The 16173-nt window shown below is 66.2% G+C and carries 15 protein-coding genes and 1 tRNA gene; 13 read left to right on the plus strand and 3 right to left on the minus strand.

All coding sequences use genetic code 11. The features are described 5' to 3' along the window. Nucleotides 1–70: 70 nt before the first annotated feature. Together dapA and EPB08_RS17315 are read left to right on the plus strand one after the other, a co-directional pair. Nucleotides 71–964: a 4-hydroxy-tetrahydrodipicolinate synthase gene (gene dapA / locus EPB08_RS17310; RefSeq protein WP_130620354.1), complete on the plus strand. Its 894-nt coding sequence runs from the start codon at nucleotides 71–73 to the stop codon at nucleotides 962–964. 38 nt (nucleotides 965–1002) lie between these two features. Next, the gene (locus EPB08_RS17315) at nucleotides 1003–1596 is read left to right on the plus strand and encodes a hypothetical protein (RefSeq protein WP_130620355.1); all 594 of its coding nucleotides are present in this window, start codon (nucleotides 1003–1005) and stop codon (nucleotides 1594–1596) included. Nucleotides 1597–1691: 95 nt separating this feature from the next. Here EPB08_RS17315 and fdxA read toward each other — a convergent pair whose 3' ends face one another. After that, nucleotides 1692–2015 carry a ferredoxin FdxA gene (fdxA, locus tag EPB08_RS17320; RefSeq protein ID WP_130620356.1) on the minus strand — a complete coding sequence of 108 codons (324 nt, stop codon included), beginning with the start codon at nucleotides 2013–2015 and terminating at the stop codon, nucleotides 1692–1694. 48 nt (nucleotides 2016–2063) lie between these two features. Further along, nucleotides 2064–2139: transfer RNA gene (locus EPB08_RS17325), tRNA-Glu, on the minus strand. Between the two features lie 184 nt (nucleotides 2140–2323). Between EPB08_RS17325 and pcnB the strand changes: the two genes are divergently transcribed. The 6 genes from pcnB to pgi all read left to right on the plus strand — a co-directional run bounded on the left by pcnB (nucleotide 2324) and on the right by pgi (nucleotide 8167). Beyond that, a complete protein-coding gene (pcnB, locus tag EPB08_RS17330) occupies nucleotides 2324–3679 on the plus strand; it encodes a polynucleotide adenylyltransferase PcnB (RefSeq protein WP_130620357.1) in 1356 nt (451 codons plus the stop codon). Next, on the plus strand, nucleotides 3676–4158 hold the full coding sequence (gene folK, locus EPB08_RS17335; protein ID WP_130620358.1) for a 2-amino-4-hydroxy-6-hydroxymethyldihydropteridine diphosphokinase: 483 nt from the start codon (nucleotides 3676–3678) through the stop codon (nucleotides 4156–4158). The genes pcnB and folK overlap by 4 nt, the downstream gene beginning before the upstream one ends. Before the next feature lie 56 nt (nucleotides 4159–4214). Then, nucleotides 4215–5045: a 3-methyl-2-oxobutanoate hydroxymethyltransferase gene (panB, locus tag EPB08_RS17340; protein WP_130620359.1), complete on the plus strand. Its 831-nt coding sequence runs from the start codon at nucleotides 4215–4217 to the stop codon at nucleotides 5043–5045. Nucleotides 5046–5065: 20 nt separating this feature from the next. Continuing rightward, nucleotides 5066–5911: a pantoate--beta-alanine ligase gene (gene panC / locus EPB08_RS17345; protein WP_130620360.1), complete on the plus strand. Its 846-nt coding sequence runs from the start codon at nucleotides 5066–5068 to the stop codon at nucleotides 5909–5911. A gap of 102 nt (nucleotides 5912–6013) precedes the next feature. Then, a complete protein-coding gene (gene panD / locus EPB08_RS17350; protein WP_130620361.1) occupies nucleotides 6014–6400 on the plus strand; it encodes an aspartate 1-decarboxylase in 387 nt (128 codons plus the stop codon). Nucleotides 6401–6511: 111 nt separating this feature from the next. Next, entirely contained in the window at nucleotides 6512–8167 is a 1656-nt protein-coding gene (pgi, locus tag EPB08_RS17355; RefSeq protein WP_130620362.1) for a glucose-6-phosphate isomerase, read from the plus strand. Between the two features lie 19 nt (nucleotides 8168–8186). On the opposite strand, the gene queG is transcribed toward pgi, so the two are convergent. After that, complete coding sequence (gene queG / locus EPB08_RS17360) at nucleotides 8187–9257, minus strand: tRNA epoxyqueuosine(34) reductase QueG (RefSeq protein ID WP_130620363.1); 1071 nt, start codon at nucleotides 9255–9257, stop codon at nucleotides 8187–8189. 59 nt (nucleotides 9258–9316) lie between these two features. Between queG and EPB08_RS17365 the strand changes: the two genes are divergently transcribed. The 5 genes from EPB08_RS17365 to EPB08_RS17385 all read left to right on the plus strand — a co-directional run bounded on the left by EPB08_RS17365 (nucleotide 9317) and on the right by EPB08_RS17385 (nucleotide 16113). Beyond that, nucleotides 9317–10801, plus strand: coding sequence for an NAD(P)H-hydrate dehydratase (locus EPB08_RS17365; RefSeq protein ID WP_130620364.1), 1485 nt, complete (start codon nucleotides 9317–9319; stop codon nucleotides 10799–10801). Then, a complete protein-coding gene (gene tsaE / locus EPB08_RS17370; RefSeq protein WP_130620365.1) occupies nucleotides 10798–11256 on the plus strand; it encodes a tRNA (adenosine(37)-N6)-threonylcarbamoyltransferase complex ATPase subunit type 1 TsaE in 459 nt (152 codons plus the stop codon). The genes EPB08_RS17365 and tsaE overlap by 4 nt, the downstream gene beginning before the upstream one ends. A gap of 263 nt (nucleotides 11257–11519) precedes the next feature. Further along, a complete protein-coding gene (locus EPB08_RS17375; protein WP_229238413.1) occupies nucleotides 11520–13085 on the plus strand; it encodes an N-acetylmuramoyl-L-alanine amidase in 1566 nt (521 codons plus the stop codon). An 88-nt stretch (nucleotides 13086–13173) separates the two neighbouring features. Further along, complete coding sequence (gene mutL, locus EPB08_RS17380) at nucleotides 13174–15009, plus strand: DNA mismatch repair endonuclease MutL (RefSeq protein ID WP_130620367.1); 1836 nt, start codon at nucleotides 13174–13176, stop codon at nucleotides 15007–15009. A 192-nt stretch (nucleotides 15010–15201) separates the two neighbouring features. After that, on the plus strand, nucleotides 15202–16113 hold the full coding sequence (locus tag EPB08_RS17385; RefSeq protein WP_130620368.1) for a DUF1684 domain-containing protein: 912 nt from the start codon (nucleotides 15202–15204) through the stop codon (nucleotides 16111–16113). Nucleotides 16114–16173 lie beyond the last annotated feature (60 nt).

Here is a 16173-nt window from a genome sequence, read left to right on the forward strand (position 1 = left end):
CCGAGCTTACTTGTCGCCCCCGCAAAGCCGCAAGTAATATGCAGGGCTTGGATTTTGGCCGGAGTGGGTCTTGAACATTCGTGGAAGCATCTGTGCCCTGGCGACGCCGTTCACGGCGGACGGGGCACTCGATCTGGAGGCATTCGGGCGCCTGCTCGACTTCCAGATCGCCGGCGGCACGGAAGGTGTGGTCGTCGCCGGGTCCACCGGCGAGGCGCACATGCTCGAGCATGACGAATACGACCGCCTGCTCGCTTTTGCGGTGGAACGCGTTGCCGGGCGCATCCCGGTGATCGCCGGCACGGGCGAGGCCGGTACGGCCAAGACCGTGGCCCTGACCCGTCGCGCCAAGGCGCTGGGCGCCGATGCGGCGCTGGTGGTGGCGCCGTATTACGTGCGTCCCACGCAGGAAGGCCTGCGCCGACACTTCCTGGAAGTGGCCGAGCAGGGCGGCCTGCCGGTCGTGCTCTACAATGTGCCGACCCGCACCGCGTGCGATCTGCTGCCGGAGACGATGGCGCTGTTGCGCGATCACCCGGCCATCATCGGCATCAAGGAAGCCCTCTCCACGGATGAGCGCATCCGAGCCTGTGCGGAACTTGCGCGCCCGGATTTCGTCTATCTGTCCGGCGATGACGGTACGGCCTGCAAGGCCATGCTCGCAGGCGGTGCCGGTACCATCTCGGTGGTAGCCAATCTGGCGCCTCGTGCGTTCCGCATGTTGTGCGACGCCGCCACGGCCGGGGACCGGCTCGAGGCGCAGCGTTGCGACGCCGTCCTGGAACCGTTGGTGCAGGCGCTCAACTGCGCGCCGAATCCGATTGCGGTCAAGGCGGGGTTGCCGTCGCTCGGGCTGGGGTTGGCGTCGCCGCGTCTGCCCCTGGTGGAACTGGAAGAGGGGCCGGATCGTGCGCGACTTCGCGAAGCGGTGGCGGCTCTGGCATCCTTGGCGAATGCGGCCTGACGTTTCGGGCACCTGATAATCCTACGGAATCTGCTTACATGAAGAAATCCCCGCTTGTCGTGGCCCTGCCGATCCTGGCCGTGTCTGCCCTGTTGCTCTCCGGCTGCGGCATGTTCCGTTCGCAGAAGGCCTGGGAAACCGCCAAACAGGAAACACCGCTTGAAATCCCGCCGGGCCTGGACACGCCGTCCAGCAACGCCGCGCTGGTGATCCCCGAGCAGGGCGCCAACAACCCCACGTCCAACGGTGCCACGGCGAACGTGGGCAAGGGTGGCAACCAGATCGCCGACGGCTTCGTGCTGAACGACACCGTCGAGAACACCTACCGCCGCGTGGCGCAGACGCTCGAAAAGGGCGACATCGGCCAGGTCGTGGCGCATGACGACGACGCGCACACCTATTCGCTGAGCGTGATGGCTTCGGATGAGCCGACCGACAAGAAGGGCTTCTTCAGCAGCATGTTCAACGGTAAGTCGAAGCAGACCGCGGACGCGCCGGGTGCCGCGCCGAAGCAGGTGCAGCTGACCATCAGCAGCAGCGGCGAGAAGGCGAGCGAAGTGCGCGCACAGGGCGACGCGGCGGCGGTGGCGAAGGTCATCGACACGCTCAAGGGTCGCCTCGGCGGCGGTTGAGTCTTTAGCAAACCCGCAAAAAAGCCGCCCTTGGGCGGCTTTTTTCATGGGGCGGCTGGTTTCGTGGAATTCGCCGCCTTGGTTTCAAGCAGCACTCAGCGCTCGAGCAGATCGATCTTGTTGGGCTTGTTTTCCCAGTCCTTGGCATCGGCCAGGCCGTCCTTGCGCTCGGTGATCACCGGCCAGTTCTTGGCCAGGTCCGCGTTCAGCGCCACGAACGATTCCTGCCCGGCAGGCACGTCGTCTTCGGGATAGATGGCGTTGATCGGGCACTCCGGCTCGCACAAGGTGCAGTCGATGCACTCGTCCGGATTGATGACGAGGAAGTTGGGGCCTTCGTGGAAGGCGTCGACGGGGCAAACCTCGACGCAATCGGTGTATTTGCACTTGATGCAGTTGTCGGTGACGACAAAAGTCATGCTGTCGCGGCCTGTTCTGAAGGGCTGCGGCCCGTGCCAGGCCGGAAGTGGCGCTCCCTACGAGGTTCGAACTCGTGTTCCCGCCTTGAGAGGGCGGTGTCCTAGGCCACTAGACGAAGGGAGCGAAATGCACCGGAGCGCGCTAGTATAACGGAATTGTTTCGCCCGGCAATGCCCGGGGCCGTGTTCCGGCCCTCCGCGAAACGGTCTCGCCAGCCTCACTAGGCTATGGTGGGATGTGGATGCGGCAACCCTGCCGCGAATGATCGCTTAGAACGGCGCGTAGCGCCTGCAAGGATCCAAACCGCTTGAGTCAAGACGCAAGGACCAACGCCAAGCCTGCACTGCGCATCATTCCGCGCGAGCAGCATGTGATCTCGCGCAAGAACATCAGCAAGGCAGCGCTGCGCGTGCTCTATCGGCTCAACGAGGCCGGCTTCCAGGCCTATCTGGTGGGCGGCGCCGTGCGCGACCTCCTGCTGGGCGGGCACCCGAAGGATTTCGACGTGGCCACCAATGCCACGCCGGACGAGGTGAAGAAGTTGTTCCGCAACTCGCGCCTGATCGGTCGCCGCTTCCGCCTCGCCCACGTGGTGTACGGGCCGGAGATCATCGAGGTCGCCACCTTCCGCGGCACCGGCGAGGAAGAGGGCGAGGGCGATCGCCATATCGTCGATGGCCGCATCGTGCGCGACAACGTGTGGGGCACCGTCGAAGAGGACGCGCTGCGCCGCGATTTCCGCGTCAACGCGCTCTACTACGACATCAGTGATTTCTCGGTGCGCGACTACGTCGGCGGGATGCAGGACGTGGAAGGTCGCGTGCTGCACCTGATCGGCGATCCGGCCACGCGCTATCGCGAGGACCCGGTGCGCATGCTGCGCGCCGTGCGCCTCGCGGCCAAGCTGAACTTCCGCATCGACGCCAAGGCGGCCGCGCCGTTCGACGAACTCGGTCCGCTGCTCGCCGAAGCCGCGCCGGCACGCCTGTTCGACGAATCGCTCAAGCTGTTCCTCGCAGGTCATGGCCTCAAGAGCTTCCACATGCTCGAGCAGACCGGGCTGTTGAAGTTCATGTTCCCGGCCACGGCGCGCGCACTCAAGCGCGGCGACCATGCGTTGCGCGCGCTGGTCGAGCAGGGCCTGGCCAATACCGATGCACGCGTGGCCGAAGGCAAGTCGGTCACGCCGGCGTTCCTGTTTGCCGTGTTGCTGTGGGGCGAAGTGCGCGACCTGGCGCATACCTGGATCACCAAGGGTCTGGAGCCCAATGCGGCGTGGGAGCGCGCAGCCGTCCATGTGATCGGCGAGCAGTGCCAGCGCGTGGCCATACCGCGGCGCTTCACTCTCACCATGGAAGAAATCTGGGCGCTGCAGCCGCGCTTCGAACAGGTGCAACGCAAGCGCGTGTTCCGCCTGATGGCGCATCCGCGCTTCCGCGCTGCCTTCGATTTCCTCGTGCTGCGTGCGGCCGAGTCGCCGGCGGTCAAGGAACTGGGTGACTGGTGGGCGCATGCGCAGCAGTTGCCGCACGAAACCCTGGCGGCCGCGCTGGCCGGCACGTCGTCCGGGCCGTCGACGGAGTCTGCCGCGCCGACGAAGCCGCGCAAGCGCCGTCGCCGCAAGCCCTCCGGCAAGTCCGGCAACAAGTCGGACCAGGCGTGACCGAAGCCTATATCGCGCTGGGCAGCAACCTGGGTAATGCGCGCGGCCACGTGCTGGGCGCGTTCGATGCGCTGGCGCGCCTGCCTGGGACGCAGTTGCTGGCCCATTCGCCGCTGTACCTGACGCCGCCCTGGGGGATGCTCGAGCAGCCCCCGTTCGTCAATGCGGTGGCACGAGTCGGGACGACGCTGTCCCCCCACGCCTTGCTCGATGCCTTGCTGGCGATCGAGCGCGCCGCGGGCCGCGTGCGTGATGGCGAGCGGTGGGGCCCCCGTACGCTCGACCTCGACATCCTGCACATGGATGGCGTGGCGCTGGACGACGAGCGGCTCTCGCTGCCGCATCCGCGCATCCGCGACCGCGCGTTCGTGCTGCTACCGCTGAACGATCTCGCTCCGGACCTGGCGCTTCCGGGCCAGGGCCGCGTGGCGGACCTGCTGGCGATGCTGGATACGGCAGGGCTTGAACGCCTGCCTTGAGCCCTTCACGTCCCACACGAGATAATCGGCGTCTGTTTCCGCCTCAAGGAACCTTTGTGTACGCGCAGAAAGCGAACGCACCCTCACGCAAGCCGGTTACCGTGCCGTCGCTGCGTGCCATGAAGGCGGATGGTCGCCGTATCGTCATGCTGACCGTCTATGACGCCAGCTTCGCCGCGCAACTGGAAATGGCCGGCGTGGACGTCGCCCTGGTGGGCGATTCGCTCGGCATGGTGGTACAGGGGCATTCCAGCACGCTGCCGGTAACGCTGGACCACATGGTCTATCACACCAGCATCGTGGCTCGTGGCCTGAACTCGACCCTGCTGGTCGCCGACCTGCCGTTCATGGCCGACCGCGACGTGGGGCATGCGCTCGAAGCGGGAGCTCAGCTGGTGGGCGAGGGTGGTGCTGCGATGGTGAAGATCGAAGGCGCCGCGCCGCATATCCTCGATGCGATTTCCGCGCTGGTCGCGCGCGCCATTCCGGTGTGCGCGCATCTCGGCCTTACGCCGCAGTCGGTGCACAAGTTCGGCGGCTTCCGCATCCAGGGACGCGCCCAGGATGCGGCCGACCATCTGGTGGCGCAGGCCGAGGCCGTGGAAGCGGCGGGTGCCGAGCTGCTGGTGCTGGAAGGTATCCCGACGGCCCTGGGCGAGCGCATCACGCGCGCCGTCTCCATCCCGACCATCGGCATTGGCGCCGGCCCGCATTGCGATGGCCAGGTGCTGGTGCTGCACGACATGCTGGGCGTTACCCCGGGCAAGCGCCCGAAGTTCAGCAAGGATTTCCTCGCAGGACGCGACTCGGTGGCTGCGGCGATCGCGGCCTATGCCGAGGACGTGCGCAGCGGCGCCTTCCCGGCTCAGGAACACAGCTTCGACTGAAGCCATAGAGCAGAGCACCCATGCAAACAGTGCAAGACGCCGCGGCGCTACGCGCCGTGATCCGCGGTTGGCGCGGCCAAGGCCAGACCGTGGGTTTCGTGCCCACCATGGGCAACCTGCACGCGGGCCATCATTCGTTGATCAAGCTGGCCCGTGCCCGTGCCGATCGCGTGGTGGCGAGCGTGTTCGTCAATCCCACCCAGTTCGGGCCGAACGAGGATTTCGAGCGCTATCCGCGCACCCTGGTGCAGGATCAGGTCGGCCTCGCCGAGCAAGACTGCGACCTGCTGTTCGCGCCGGAAGTGACCACGCTGTACCCATTCGGCGCCGCCAGCAGCGTGAGCATCCACGTGCCACTGCTCACTGAGACGCTGGAAGGGGCGCACCGCCCGGGCCATTTCGATGGTGTCGCCACCGTGGTCTGCAAGCTGTTCAACCTGGTGCAGCCGGACCTGGCCGTATTCGGGCAGAAGGATTTCCAGCAGCTCAAGGTGATCGAGCGGATGGTTCGCGACCTGTCGCTGCCGATAAAGATCATGGCCGCCGCGACCCTGCGTGCCGAGGACGGCCTGGCCCTGAGCTCGCGCAACCAGTACCTGTCGCCCGAGAATCGCGCCCTGGCACCGCAGATCCACGCCACCCTGCTGCAGATGCGCGACCTGGTCGCGAAGGGCCATGCCCGTTCCGTGGTCGAGCAGGCGGCGGCTTCCAAGCTGGGCCGGGCGGGCTTCGAGGTGGACTACGCCGCCATCCGTCGCTCCGAGGACCTGGCCGAGCCCGCCGATGGTGAGCACGAAGGCCTGGTGGCGCTGATCGCCGCTCGCCTGGGCGCCACCCGCCTGATCGACAACTTGCCGTTCGACTGAGCATCCCCATATGGGGGTTAGGCCGGGCCATGTTGCAGCGCGACGTGCCCCGGCCGGATAATGGCGCGCTAAGCGGGCCGTACCTGCCGGATAAGTGAAGTCATGAACCTGAACATGCTCAAGTGCAAGATCCACCGTGCAACGGTGACTCATGCCGAGCTCCATTACGAAGGCTCCATCGCGATCGATGGCCTGTTGCTCGATGCCTCCGGCATTCGCGAGTACGAACAGATCCATGCGTGGAACATCAACAACGGCAAGCGCTTCGTGACGTATGCGCTGCGCGCCGAGGAAGGCTCCGGCATCATTTCCGTGAACGGCAGCGCCGCTCATCGTGCGCAGCCGGGCGACCTGATCATCATCGCCGCGTTCGCCCAGCTGTCCGAGGCCGAAGTCGAGCAGTTCCAGCCGACCCTGGTCTACGTGGACGCGAACAATCGCATCTCGCACACCAATCGCTCCATCCCCAAGCAGATGGCTGCGGCGTAATACCTCGCGCCCCGCCAACGGCGGGACGTGGTTGCGGTGCAACAATTTGCTGGCATGGGACGCGGAAAGCTGCGTAAGATCGGCGTTCCCTCCCGCCAAGCATGAGCACCCATGTCGCCCGAGCTACGTTCGTCCTTCCTGGCAGAGCACGTCGACCGTCTCGCACGCACCCATCTGCGTGAATTGCTGAAGGACGCCGTACGCGGCAAACGCCTGAGACACCGCGTGGGACCGCTGCTGCTGGATCTCAGCCGGCAGAAGCTGGACGACAAGGCGCTGGATGCCCTCGGCGCCCATGTCGAGGCCAGCGGCTGGCAGGCCGCGCGCGATGCGATGTTCGCCGGCGCGCCCATCAATACTTCTGAAGGTCGCGCGGTGCTTCATACGGCGCTGCGCGCGAGTGGCTCCAAGCTGCCGTCGCCCGCTCCTCGCGAGGCGCTGGACGAAATCGCTGAAACCCTGAAACGTATCGATGCCCTGGTGCATGCGATCGGCCTGGGCGATGCCTCGGCCTTCGGCGTGGCGCCGGGCATCACCGACGTGGTCAACATCGGCATCGGCGGTTCCGACCTCGGACCGCGCTTGGCGGTGCGCGCGCTGGAGCCGTATCACGTGCCGGGCGTGCGCAGTCACTTCCTCACCAATGTGGACGGCCAATCGGCCTACGAGCTGATGCACCAGCTCGATCCCAAGCGCACCCTGGTCGTGGTGGTCTCCAAGACCTTCACCACGCAGGAGACGCTGCTCAACGGCAACGTGATGCGTGACTGGATCAGTCGTGCATACAACGGCGATGTCGCTGCGGTGTCGCGCCACTTCCTTGCCGTCAGTGCGAACGTCGCTGCAGCCGAAGCCTGGGGCGTGCCGGCTGCGCAGGTGTATCCGATGTGGGACTTTGTCGGTGGCCGCTTCTCGCTGTGGTCCGCCGTGGGTCTCTCGCTGGCGATCGCCATCGGCAGCTACAACTTCCACGCACTGCTGAAGGGCGCGGCGCTCATCGACGATCACTTCCGCACGGCGCCGTGGCAGGAGAACCTGCCGGTGCTGCTCAGCCTCGTGGAGTTGTGGAACCGCAACGCGCAGGGACGCACCAGCCGTGCCGTCGTGCCGTATGCGGACCTGCTGATGGACCTCACGTCCTACCTGCAGCAGTTGGAGATGGAGAGTCTTGGCAAGCAGGTGACGCCGCAGGGCAAGCCTGTGACGCAATCCACCTCGCCGGTGGTGTGGGGCAGTGTCGGCACCAATGCGCAGCATGCGTATTTCCAGGCACTGCACCAGGGCACCGACGTGGTGCCGCTGGAGTTCATCGGCGTGGTGAAGCCGGCGCATCATCTCGCCGCCAACCATGACGCACTGCTCTCCAACCTGCTCGCGCAAGCCGCCGCGCTGGCGTTGGGCAAGACCTTCGACGAAGCGTTGGCCGAGGCGAAGCAGGGCAGCGATGACGAGCGTCGCGTCCTTGCGGCGCAGCGCACCTTTCCGGGCGATCGCCCGAGCACGGTGATCCTGCTCGACCAGCTCACGCCCGAGAGCCTGGGTGCGCTGATTGCGCTCTACGAGCACAAGGTGTTCATGCTCGGCCACCTGTGGGGCATCAACGCGTTCGATCAGTGGGGCGTGGAGCTGGGCAAGTCCATCGCGCGGCAGATCCTGCCGGCGCTGGAAAACGAAGGTGGCGATGCTTCGGCGTTCGACCTGTCGACCCAGGCCTTGCTCGAAACCATCCACGAGCGGCGGCTGACGCTCGCCAAGCACAACCGCTAAGCAGGATTTCCGGGCTGGCCTAGCCGACGTGCCTGGCCAGTGCCCATGCGACGTGCTCGCGCACGATCGGCGAGGGATCGTCGGCGCGGGATTGCAGGGCCTTCCGCACGTCCGGCGTCGTTGGCGCGTTGCCCAGTGCAACCGCGATGTTGCGCAACCAACCTTCGTAACCGGTGCGGCGGATCGCCATGCCTTCGGTGCGTTGCAGGAATTCCTGTTCGCTCCAGGCGAACAGTTCCACCAGCTTCGCGCCATCGAGCTGATGGCGTGGAGCAAAGTCGGGTTCGGTGGCGTCCTGCGCGAACTTGTTCCACGGGCAGATGAGCTGGCAGTCGTCACAGCCGAAGATGCGGTTGCCCATCGGCGCACGCAGCTCCTCGGGGATGCTGCCGCGCAACTCGATGGTGAGATAGGAAATGCAGCGGCGCGCATCGAGCTTGTACGGCGCGATGATCGCCTGCGTCGGACAGATGTCGATGCAGCGGTGGCAACTGCCGCAATGCGCGCTGGCCGGCTCGTCGATCGGTAACGGCAAATCCGTATAGAGCTCGCCAAGGAAGAAATACGAACCGGCCCGCCGGTTGATCAGCACCGTGTGCTTGCCGATCCAGCCCATGCCGGCATTGCGGGCCAAGGCCTTTTCCAGCACGGGAGCAGAATCGACGAAGGCGCGATAGCCGAAATCGCCGATCGCATCGTGGATGCGGGTGGCCAGTTTCTGCAGGCGGTTGCGCATCAGCTTGTGATAGTCGCGGCCCAGCGCGTAGCGAGCCACGTAGCCTGCCTCGGCGTCCTCCAGCACGTTCCACGCGTTGCGCGTGCCGGGTGGCACGTAATCCATGCGCACCGTGATGACGCGCACCGTGCCTGGTTCCAGTTCATCCGGACGGCTGCGCTTGTCGCCATGGCGCGCCATGTAATCCATCTCGCCGTGATGGCCTTCATCGAGCCAGCGCTTGAGATGCAGCTCGTCCTCGCCGAGGTCGGTGCCGGCAATGCCCGCATCGGCAAAACCCAGCTCGCGCGCCCACTGCTTGATGTCGCGGGCGAGTGCGGCGTAGTCGGTCGATGTGTGCTGGGCGGCGGGCATGCGCCTATTGTAGGCGTTAAGCGCGTGGAGCCTTCGCACGGCATGCCTATAATTCCCGCATGACTGCCAGCGTCCATCGCCATGAGCTCTACACCGTCGACCAGGTGCGTGCGCTCGATCGCCGTGCCATCGATGTCCTTGGCATACCCGGTTATGAGCTGATGCAGCGTGCGGCCGCCGCCGCATTGGTGTGTCTTCGCCAGCATTGGCCACATGCCCGGTGCATCGGCGTGTACTGCGGTCCCGGCAATAACGGTGGCGACGGCTTCCTGCTGGCGGCGCTGGCGCGTGAGGCCGGGCTGCAGGCCGAAGTGATCGCGCTCGGCGACAGCCGTGGCGACGATGCGGTACGTGCGCGGCACGAATACGAACATGGCGGCGGTATCGTGCATGCCTGGCGCGATGACCTCGCGCTGCCCGAGTCGGATGTGCAGGTGGATGCGTTGTTCGGCACGGGGCTGCAGCGTGCGCTGGCGCCCGACGTGGCCGCGCTGGTCCAGCACATCCGCGCCACCGGGAAACCCGTGCTCGCACTCGACGTGCCTTCCGGCGTCAATGCCGATACGGGGGCCGTGCCGGGCGAGGCGATCCGCGCGGACGTCACGGTCACTTTCATCGCCGCCAAGCGCGGGCTCTACACGGGCTTCGCGCCGGGTCATGTCGGTCATGTGCAATGGGAGTCGCTCGGGCTACCGGAAGCGCTGTGGGAGGCTTCCCGGGCCGATGCGCAGTTGATGGAACCCGCCACGCTGCCGGCGCGGCCAAGGCAGGCGCACAAGGGCGATAACGGTCACGTGCTGGCGATCGGCGGCGACCACGGCACGGCTGGCGCCATCCGGTTGTGCGGTGAGGCCGCCTTGCGCGCTGGCGCCGGACTGGTGAGCGTCGCGACTCGCGGCGAGCATCTGCCGGCGCTGAATGCCGCGCGGCCCGAACTGATGGCGCATGAGGTCCACGGGCCGCAGGCGCTGGACGATTTGCTGCGGCGAGCCACGGTACTGGCCGTGGGGCCGGGCCTGGGGCAGGGCGCTTGGGGGCATGCGCTGTGGGTGACCGCGCTGGACGCGGGGAAACCGATGGTTTTGGACGCAGACGGGCTGAACCTGCTGGCGCTTGAGCCGCGGCCTTTCGCGGGCCCCACCGTGCTGACGCCGCATCCGGGCGAGGCGGCGCGCCTGCTCGGGTGCGATACGGCCGCGATCGCGGCGGATCGATTCGCCGCGGTGCGCGAGCTGGCAAGCCGCTACGGCGCGGTGGTCGTCCTCAAGGGGGCGGGGAGCCTCGTGGCTGATCCGGACGGTCGGGTCGCGGTGTGCCGCTGGGGCAACCCGGGCATGGCCACCGGTGGCATGGGCGACCTGCTCACCGGCATCGTGGCGGCCCTGCTGGCCCAGGGATGTGACGCGTGGCAGGCTGCCTCCCTTGGCGTGGGCCTGCACGCACGTGCCGGCGATCTCGCCGCGCGGCAGCATGGCGAGCGTGGCCTGCTTGCCAGCGACTTGCTGGAACCCCTCAGGCTGCTGCTCAACGGACGGGAATCATGACGGGACACGGTTGGGAGCTTCCGGACGAAGCGGCAACGGCGGCGCTGGCCCATCGCATGGCCGGCGCGCTGGACGGAGGTCTGGTGGTCTATCTGCACGGTGACCTGGGTGCCGGCAAGACGAGCTTTGCCCGCGCGCTACTGGGTGCACTGGGCGTGGGTGAGCGGATCAAGAGCCCAACGTACAGCCTGGTCGAGTCCTATAGGGCGCAGGGTCAGCCGGCCTGGCACCTCGACCTCTATCGCATCGCCGATCCCGGCGAGCTGGAGTGGTTGGGCCTGGACGCGCTGTCCGACCCAGCTGCGCTGGTGTTGGTGGAATGGCCGGAGCGGGGTGCTGGCGCCTTGCCGACACCGGATCTGATCATCCACCTCGGCTATGCCGGCCTGGGCCGGAAGGCGCTGATGGAGCCCCGTACCGAACGTGGCCGCCGGGTGGTTTCCAGGCTCGCCTGAGCCTCGGCTGAGGCCGTCACCCAAGCTCCTGTTGCAAGCTAAGTATCTGCCATTCTTGAGATTTTAGGCTCGGGCAATGCCTTGGTGCCGAAGCCTTCAGTTTGCGTGGGTTGCGGCCGATAGCTGGAGGCAGTCTGACAAACCTCGTGCAGGTTATGGATATTCAAGGGAAAACCTCTTGCTTTCGGCGGTGCTCTGGGCTTCAATTCCGCTCCATGAAGGGATATAGGACGCATCCTGCTTGGTTAGGCGCCGTGGCCTTGATGGCCCTGGCCCCGTTTTGCGTCGCGCAGGCGGCCGACGTGAAGTCGGCCCGCGTATGGGCGGGCTCCGAGTACACCCGCGTCGTGCTGGATGTCTCCGGCCCGGTCACCTACAAGATCAAGCAGGATGGCGACCAGGTCACCATCGACCTGGACAGCAGCTCTATCAGCAGCAGCTTCAGCTCGCCGGCCGCCCAGGGTCTGTACAAGGGCCTGAGTGGTACCAAACAGGGCAGCAGCGCCCGGTTGACGGCCAAGGTCGATCCGGCCACCACGGTGAAGAGCTTCGTACTCAGCCCGCAGGCCGAATACGGCTACCGGCTGGTGGTCGATCTGTATCCGGGGCACGAGGTCGCGTCGGCCAAGTCGACGCCCAAGCCTGCAGCGCCGTCGAGCGACAGCGACGACAGCAGCGACAGCGATTCCACTCCGGCCCCGGTGGCTGAAACGCTGCCTCCGCCGCCGGCTCCCGAGCCGGTTGTCGCGTCCCGCAGCGTCGCCAAGTCCTCGCTCAAGCCCACCCAGAGCGGCATGGCCTCCACCCGTGCGGCCGCCGCGATGTTGAATGGTGAGCGCAAGGTGGTAATCGCCGTCGACGCCGGTCACGGCGGCGATGACCCGGGTGCCCACGGTCCGGGCGGCACGCTGGAAAAGAACGTCACGCTCGCCGTGGCGCGCCAGTTGGCTGACCAGATCAATCAGCAGCCGGGCATGCGCGCGGTACTCACGCGCAGTGCGGACTTCTTCATCCCGCTGGCCCAGCGCTACCAGATCGCCCGTAACAACTCGGCCGACCTGTTCATCTCGATCCACGCCGACGCCTTCATCAACGGCGATGCCAAGGGTTCGTCGGTCTGGGTGCTGTCGCCGCGCGGCAAGACCAGCATGGCGGCCCGCTGGCTGGCGGACGGCCAGAACCGCGCCGACCTGATTGGTGGCGTGACGCTGGACGACAAGAACGACGGCCTGGCCGCGGTGCTGCTCGACCTGCAGCAGGGTTATTCGATGCAAGCCAGCGAAACGGTGGCCGGCAACGTGCTGAAGGCCTTGGGTAATCTCGGCCCCACGCATCGTGGCTACGTCGAGCGCGCGAACTTCGTGGTGCTGCGCTCGCCGGACGTGCCTTCGATCCTGGTCGAGACCGCGTTCATCAGCAATCCGGACGAGGAGCGCAAGCTGCGCGATCCCTCGCACCAGTCGCGCCTGGCGACTGCGGTGATGAATGGCGTGCGCGGCTATTTCGAAGCCACGCCGCCGCCTGGCAGCTGGTTTGCCGCGCAGGCAGCGCGTCGCAACGGCGTGGCGACGGCGGTCGCTTCCTCTCAGGGGGACGACGACACCTCGACCAAGGCCACCAAGGCCGTGGCGCAGGCGATGGCGTCCAAATCGGATAGCTCGCGGGCCGACGACGGCGTGCGCGACATGCACCGCGTCGAGCGCGGCGAAAGCCTGCGCAGCATCGCCCGCCAGTACGGCGTGAGCATAAATGCCTTGAAGAGCGCCAACCGGCTGGACAGCGACAGCAGCGTCCGCGTCGGCATGACGTTGGCCATTCCGTCCAGCTGATACACCAGCGTTGGGGGAGTGCAGGTGGCACCGCCTTCGGGCGGCGCTTTTGCTTTCGCCGCCGGGCGGCAGGCTCTAAGCTTCACCGATGCCTGTTATCCGCCCCCTTCCTCCCGAACTCATCAACCAGATTGCCGCCGGCGAAGTCATCGAGCGCCCCTCGTCCGTCGTCAAAGAGCTGGTAGAAAACAGCCTGGATGCCGGTGCCACGCGCGTCGAAGTCGACATCGAGCAGGGCGGTGCACGACTGATCCGTGTGCGCGACGACGGGTGCGGCATCGCGCCGGACGAACTGCAACTAGCCGTGGCGTCCCACGCCACCAGCAAGATCGGCAGCTTCGACGATCTTGAGCACGTGGCCAGCATGGGTTTCCGTGGAGAGGCGTTGGCTTCGGTGTCGTCGGTGGCGCGCTTCACGCTGACCTCGCGCGCACAGGGGCAGGAGGCCGCGTTCCGCATCGAAGTGGACGGCGGCAAGATGCAGGCGGCGCGTCCTGCACAGCATCCGCAGGGCAGCAGCGTCGAAGTGCGCGACCTGTTCTACAACGTACCGGCGCGCCGGAAATTTCTCCGCGCAGAGCGCACGGAGTTCGCGCATATCGATGATCTGCTGAAGTCGCTGGCACTCGCGCGTCGTTCGGTGGAGTTTCGCCTGAGCCATAACGGCAAACCGGTACGTATCCTCAAGGCCGCGCGCGATGAAAGTGCCGCCTTGCAGCGCGTGGCGGAAGTGTTGGGCGAGGATTTTCCGGCGCAGAGCCTGCGCATCGACCATGCTGCCGCGGGCTTGCATCTCTCGGGCTGGGTTGGCTTGCCGACCGCATCGCGATCGCAGGCCGATTCGCAGTATTTCTACGTCAACGGACGCTTGGTCCGCGATCGCGTCGTGGCGCATGCGGTACGGCAGGCTTATGCGGACGTATTGTTCCATGGCCGTCATCCGACGTTCGTGCTTTACCTCGAACTCGATCCGGCAGGCGTGGATGTGAATGTCCATCCGGCCAAGCACGAGGTGCGCTTCCGCGAGCAGCGGCTGGTCCACGATTTCCTGTTCCGCACGCTGCATGAGGCGTTGGCGCAGACGCGTGCAGGGCAGGGCGTCGGCACGCCAACGCAGGAGCCGATCGTCACCGCGACCCAGCCGTCCTACGGTTTCTCGTCCGTTTCGGCGCCGTCGGCACCGGCGTGGCCGAATGCCTTCAGCCAGAGCCGTCTGAGTCTTGGCGTACGCGACGAGCCTCTGGCGGGTTACGCCGCGCTGTTGGGTGAACCCGCTACTCCTTCTGCATCCCTGGGTTTTGCCGCCAATGCGCCGATGCCCGAGGCCAGCGATGACGAAGCGCCGCCGCTCGGTTTCGCCATCGCGCAACTCAAGAACATCTACATCCTTGCCGAGAATGCGCACGGCCTGGTGCTGGTGGACATGCACGCAGCGCACGAGCGCATCACCTACGAAAAGCTCAAGACAGGTCGCGCCTGCAGCAACCTGCGGTCACAGTTGTTGCTGGTGCCGTTGAACGTGTCGGTGAGCGCAAAGGAAGCCGCTGCCGCCGAAGAGCACGCCGACGCGCTGGCTGACTGGGGGCTGGAGTTGTCGCGCAGTGGCCCCTCCGGCGTCGTGGTGCGACGCATCCCGGCGCTGCTGGAAGGCGCCGACGTCGCGCAACTGTGTCGCGATGTATTGTCCGAGCTTGCACAGCACGGCAGCTCGCGCCGATTGCAGGAACTGGAGAACGAACTGCTCTCCACCATGGCCTGTCATGGCTCGGTGCGTGCAGGGCGGCGTCTCACGGTGCCGGAAATGAATGCCCTGCTGCGTGAAATGGAAGCAACCGAGCGCTCAGGCCAGTGCAACCACGGACGTCCCACCTGGACGCAGCTGAGCCTGCCCGAGTTGGACCGGCTGTTCCTGCGCGGACGCTGAGTGGGCAGGACACCTGTGGGAGCGCACCCTGTGCGCGACCGCGACGGCCCCTTTTTCGCTATGAGGGGGCTTGTCGCGCACAGGATGCGCTCCCACATGAAGGAGTGATGCGTTCTCACCGTTGGGCGGTGCTGCTTGCCACGCCGGCAAATGGACGGCCATACTCGGAACCTCGTTCCGACGGGGCCTGCCATGTTGCGTACCGCCGTTCTCGCTTTTGCCTTGAGCCTTGGAGTTGCCACCGTGCAAGCTCAGACTGCTACCCCCGCCGATACCAGCGATTTTTCCCAGCAGATTGCCCAGTGGCGCGCGACGCGCCTGGCCGGTCTCACCGCACCCAATGGCTGGCTCAGCCTGATCGGATTGGACTGGTTGCAGGAGGGCGCCAATCGGGTGGGTAGCGCCGCCGACAACGACATCGTGCTCAAGGCAGGGCCTGCGCATCTTGGCGTGGTGACCCTGGCGAAGGGCGGTGCGTTGCATATCGCGCTGGACAAGGACAGCGGCGCGACAGTCGACGGCAAGGCGGTGCATGAAGCCGATCTGGTCGATGACATGCATGCCGGTGATGCAGGTCCTTCGGTGGTGGCGTTCGGCAACGCGAGCTTCCTGGTGATCGAGCGTGATGGCCGCAAGGCGCTGCGCGTGAAGGACAGCGATGCGGAAACGCGGAAGCATTTCGCCGGACTGGATTACTACCCCGCCGATCCTTCGTGGCGCATCGTGGCGGACTGGGTGCCGTTCGATCCGCCGCATGAGCTGGAAATCGGTTCGGTGCTTGGCACCATCAACAAGGAAAAGGTGCCAGGCAAGGCGGTCTTCCATCGCGATGGCCATACCTACGAACTCATGCCGATCCAGGAAGAGCCCGATACGCTGTTCTTCGTGCTCGCCGATCGCACCTCCGGCCGCGAAACCTATGGCGCGGCGCGGTTCCTCTATGCCGACCTGCCCAAGGACGGCAAGGTCGTGCTCGATTTCAACCGTGCCTACAACCCGCCTTGCGCGTTCACGCCGTACGCGACCTGTCCGCTGGCGCCGCCGGAAAACCGCATGGACCTGGCCGTGACGGCAGGCGAGAAGAAGTACCGCGGCGGGCATTGATCGCCGCCGATCCGCAGCGATCGATACTTGTTGCAGCTACCCATGACGGCCAGGCCATTC

Source organism: Dyella amyloliquefaciens (assembly GCF_004296575.1).
GTDB lineage: Bacteria > Pseudomonadota > Gammaproteobacteria > Xanthomonadales > Rhodanobacteraceae > Dyella > Dyella amyloliquefaciens.

What these genes read in the sequence shown, in the direction of transcription:
- EPB08_RS17315 (WP_130620355.1), top strand. Translation starts at nt 1,003, where the DNA reads ATGAAGAAATCCCCGCTTGTCGTGGCCCTGCCGATCCTGGCCGTGTCT.
- fdxA (WP_130620356.1), bottom strand. Translation starts at nt 2,015, where the DNA reads ATGACTTTTGTCGTCACCGACAACTGCATCAAGTGCAAATACACCGAT.
- panC (WP_130620360.1), top strand. Translation starts at nt 5,066, where the DNA reads ATGCAAACAGTGCAAGACGCCGCGGCGCTACGCGCCGTGATCCGCGGT.
- panD (WP_130620361.1), top strand. Translation starts at nt 6,014, where the DNA reads ATGAACCTGAACATGCTCAAGTGCAAGATCCACCGTGCAACGGTGACT.
- pgi (WP_130620362.1), top strand. Translation starts at nt 6,512, where the DNA reads ATGTCGCCCGAGCTACGTTCGTCCTTCCTGGCAGAGCACGTCGACCGT.
- queG (WP_130620363.1), bottom strand. Translation starts at nt 9,257, where the DNA reads ATGCCCGCCGCCCAGCACACATCGACCGACTACGCCGCACTCGCCCGC.
- EPB08_RS17365 (WP_130620364.1), top strand. Translation starts at nt 9,317, where the DNA reads ATGACTGCCAGCGTCCATCGCCATGAGCTCTACACCGTCGACCAGGTG.
- tsaE (WP_130620365.1), top strand. Translation starts at nt 10,798, where the DNA reads ATGACGGGACACGGTTGGGAGCTTCCGGACGAAGCGGCAACGGCGGCG.
- EPB08_RS17375 (WP_229238413.1), top strand. Translation starts at nt 11,520, where the DNA reads ATGGCCCTGGCCCCGTTTTGCGTCGCGCAGGCGGCCGACGTGAAGTCG.
- mutL (WP_130620367.1), top strand. Translation starts at nt 13,174, where the DNA reads ATGCCTGTTATCCGCCCCCTTCCTCCCGAACTCATCAACCAGATTGCC.
- EPB08_RS17385 (WP_130620368.1), top strand. Translation starts at nt 15,202, where the DNA reads ATGTTGCGTACCGCCGTTCTCGCTTTTGCCTTGAGCCTTGGAGTTGCC.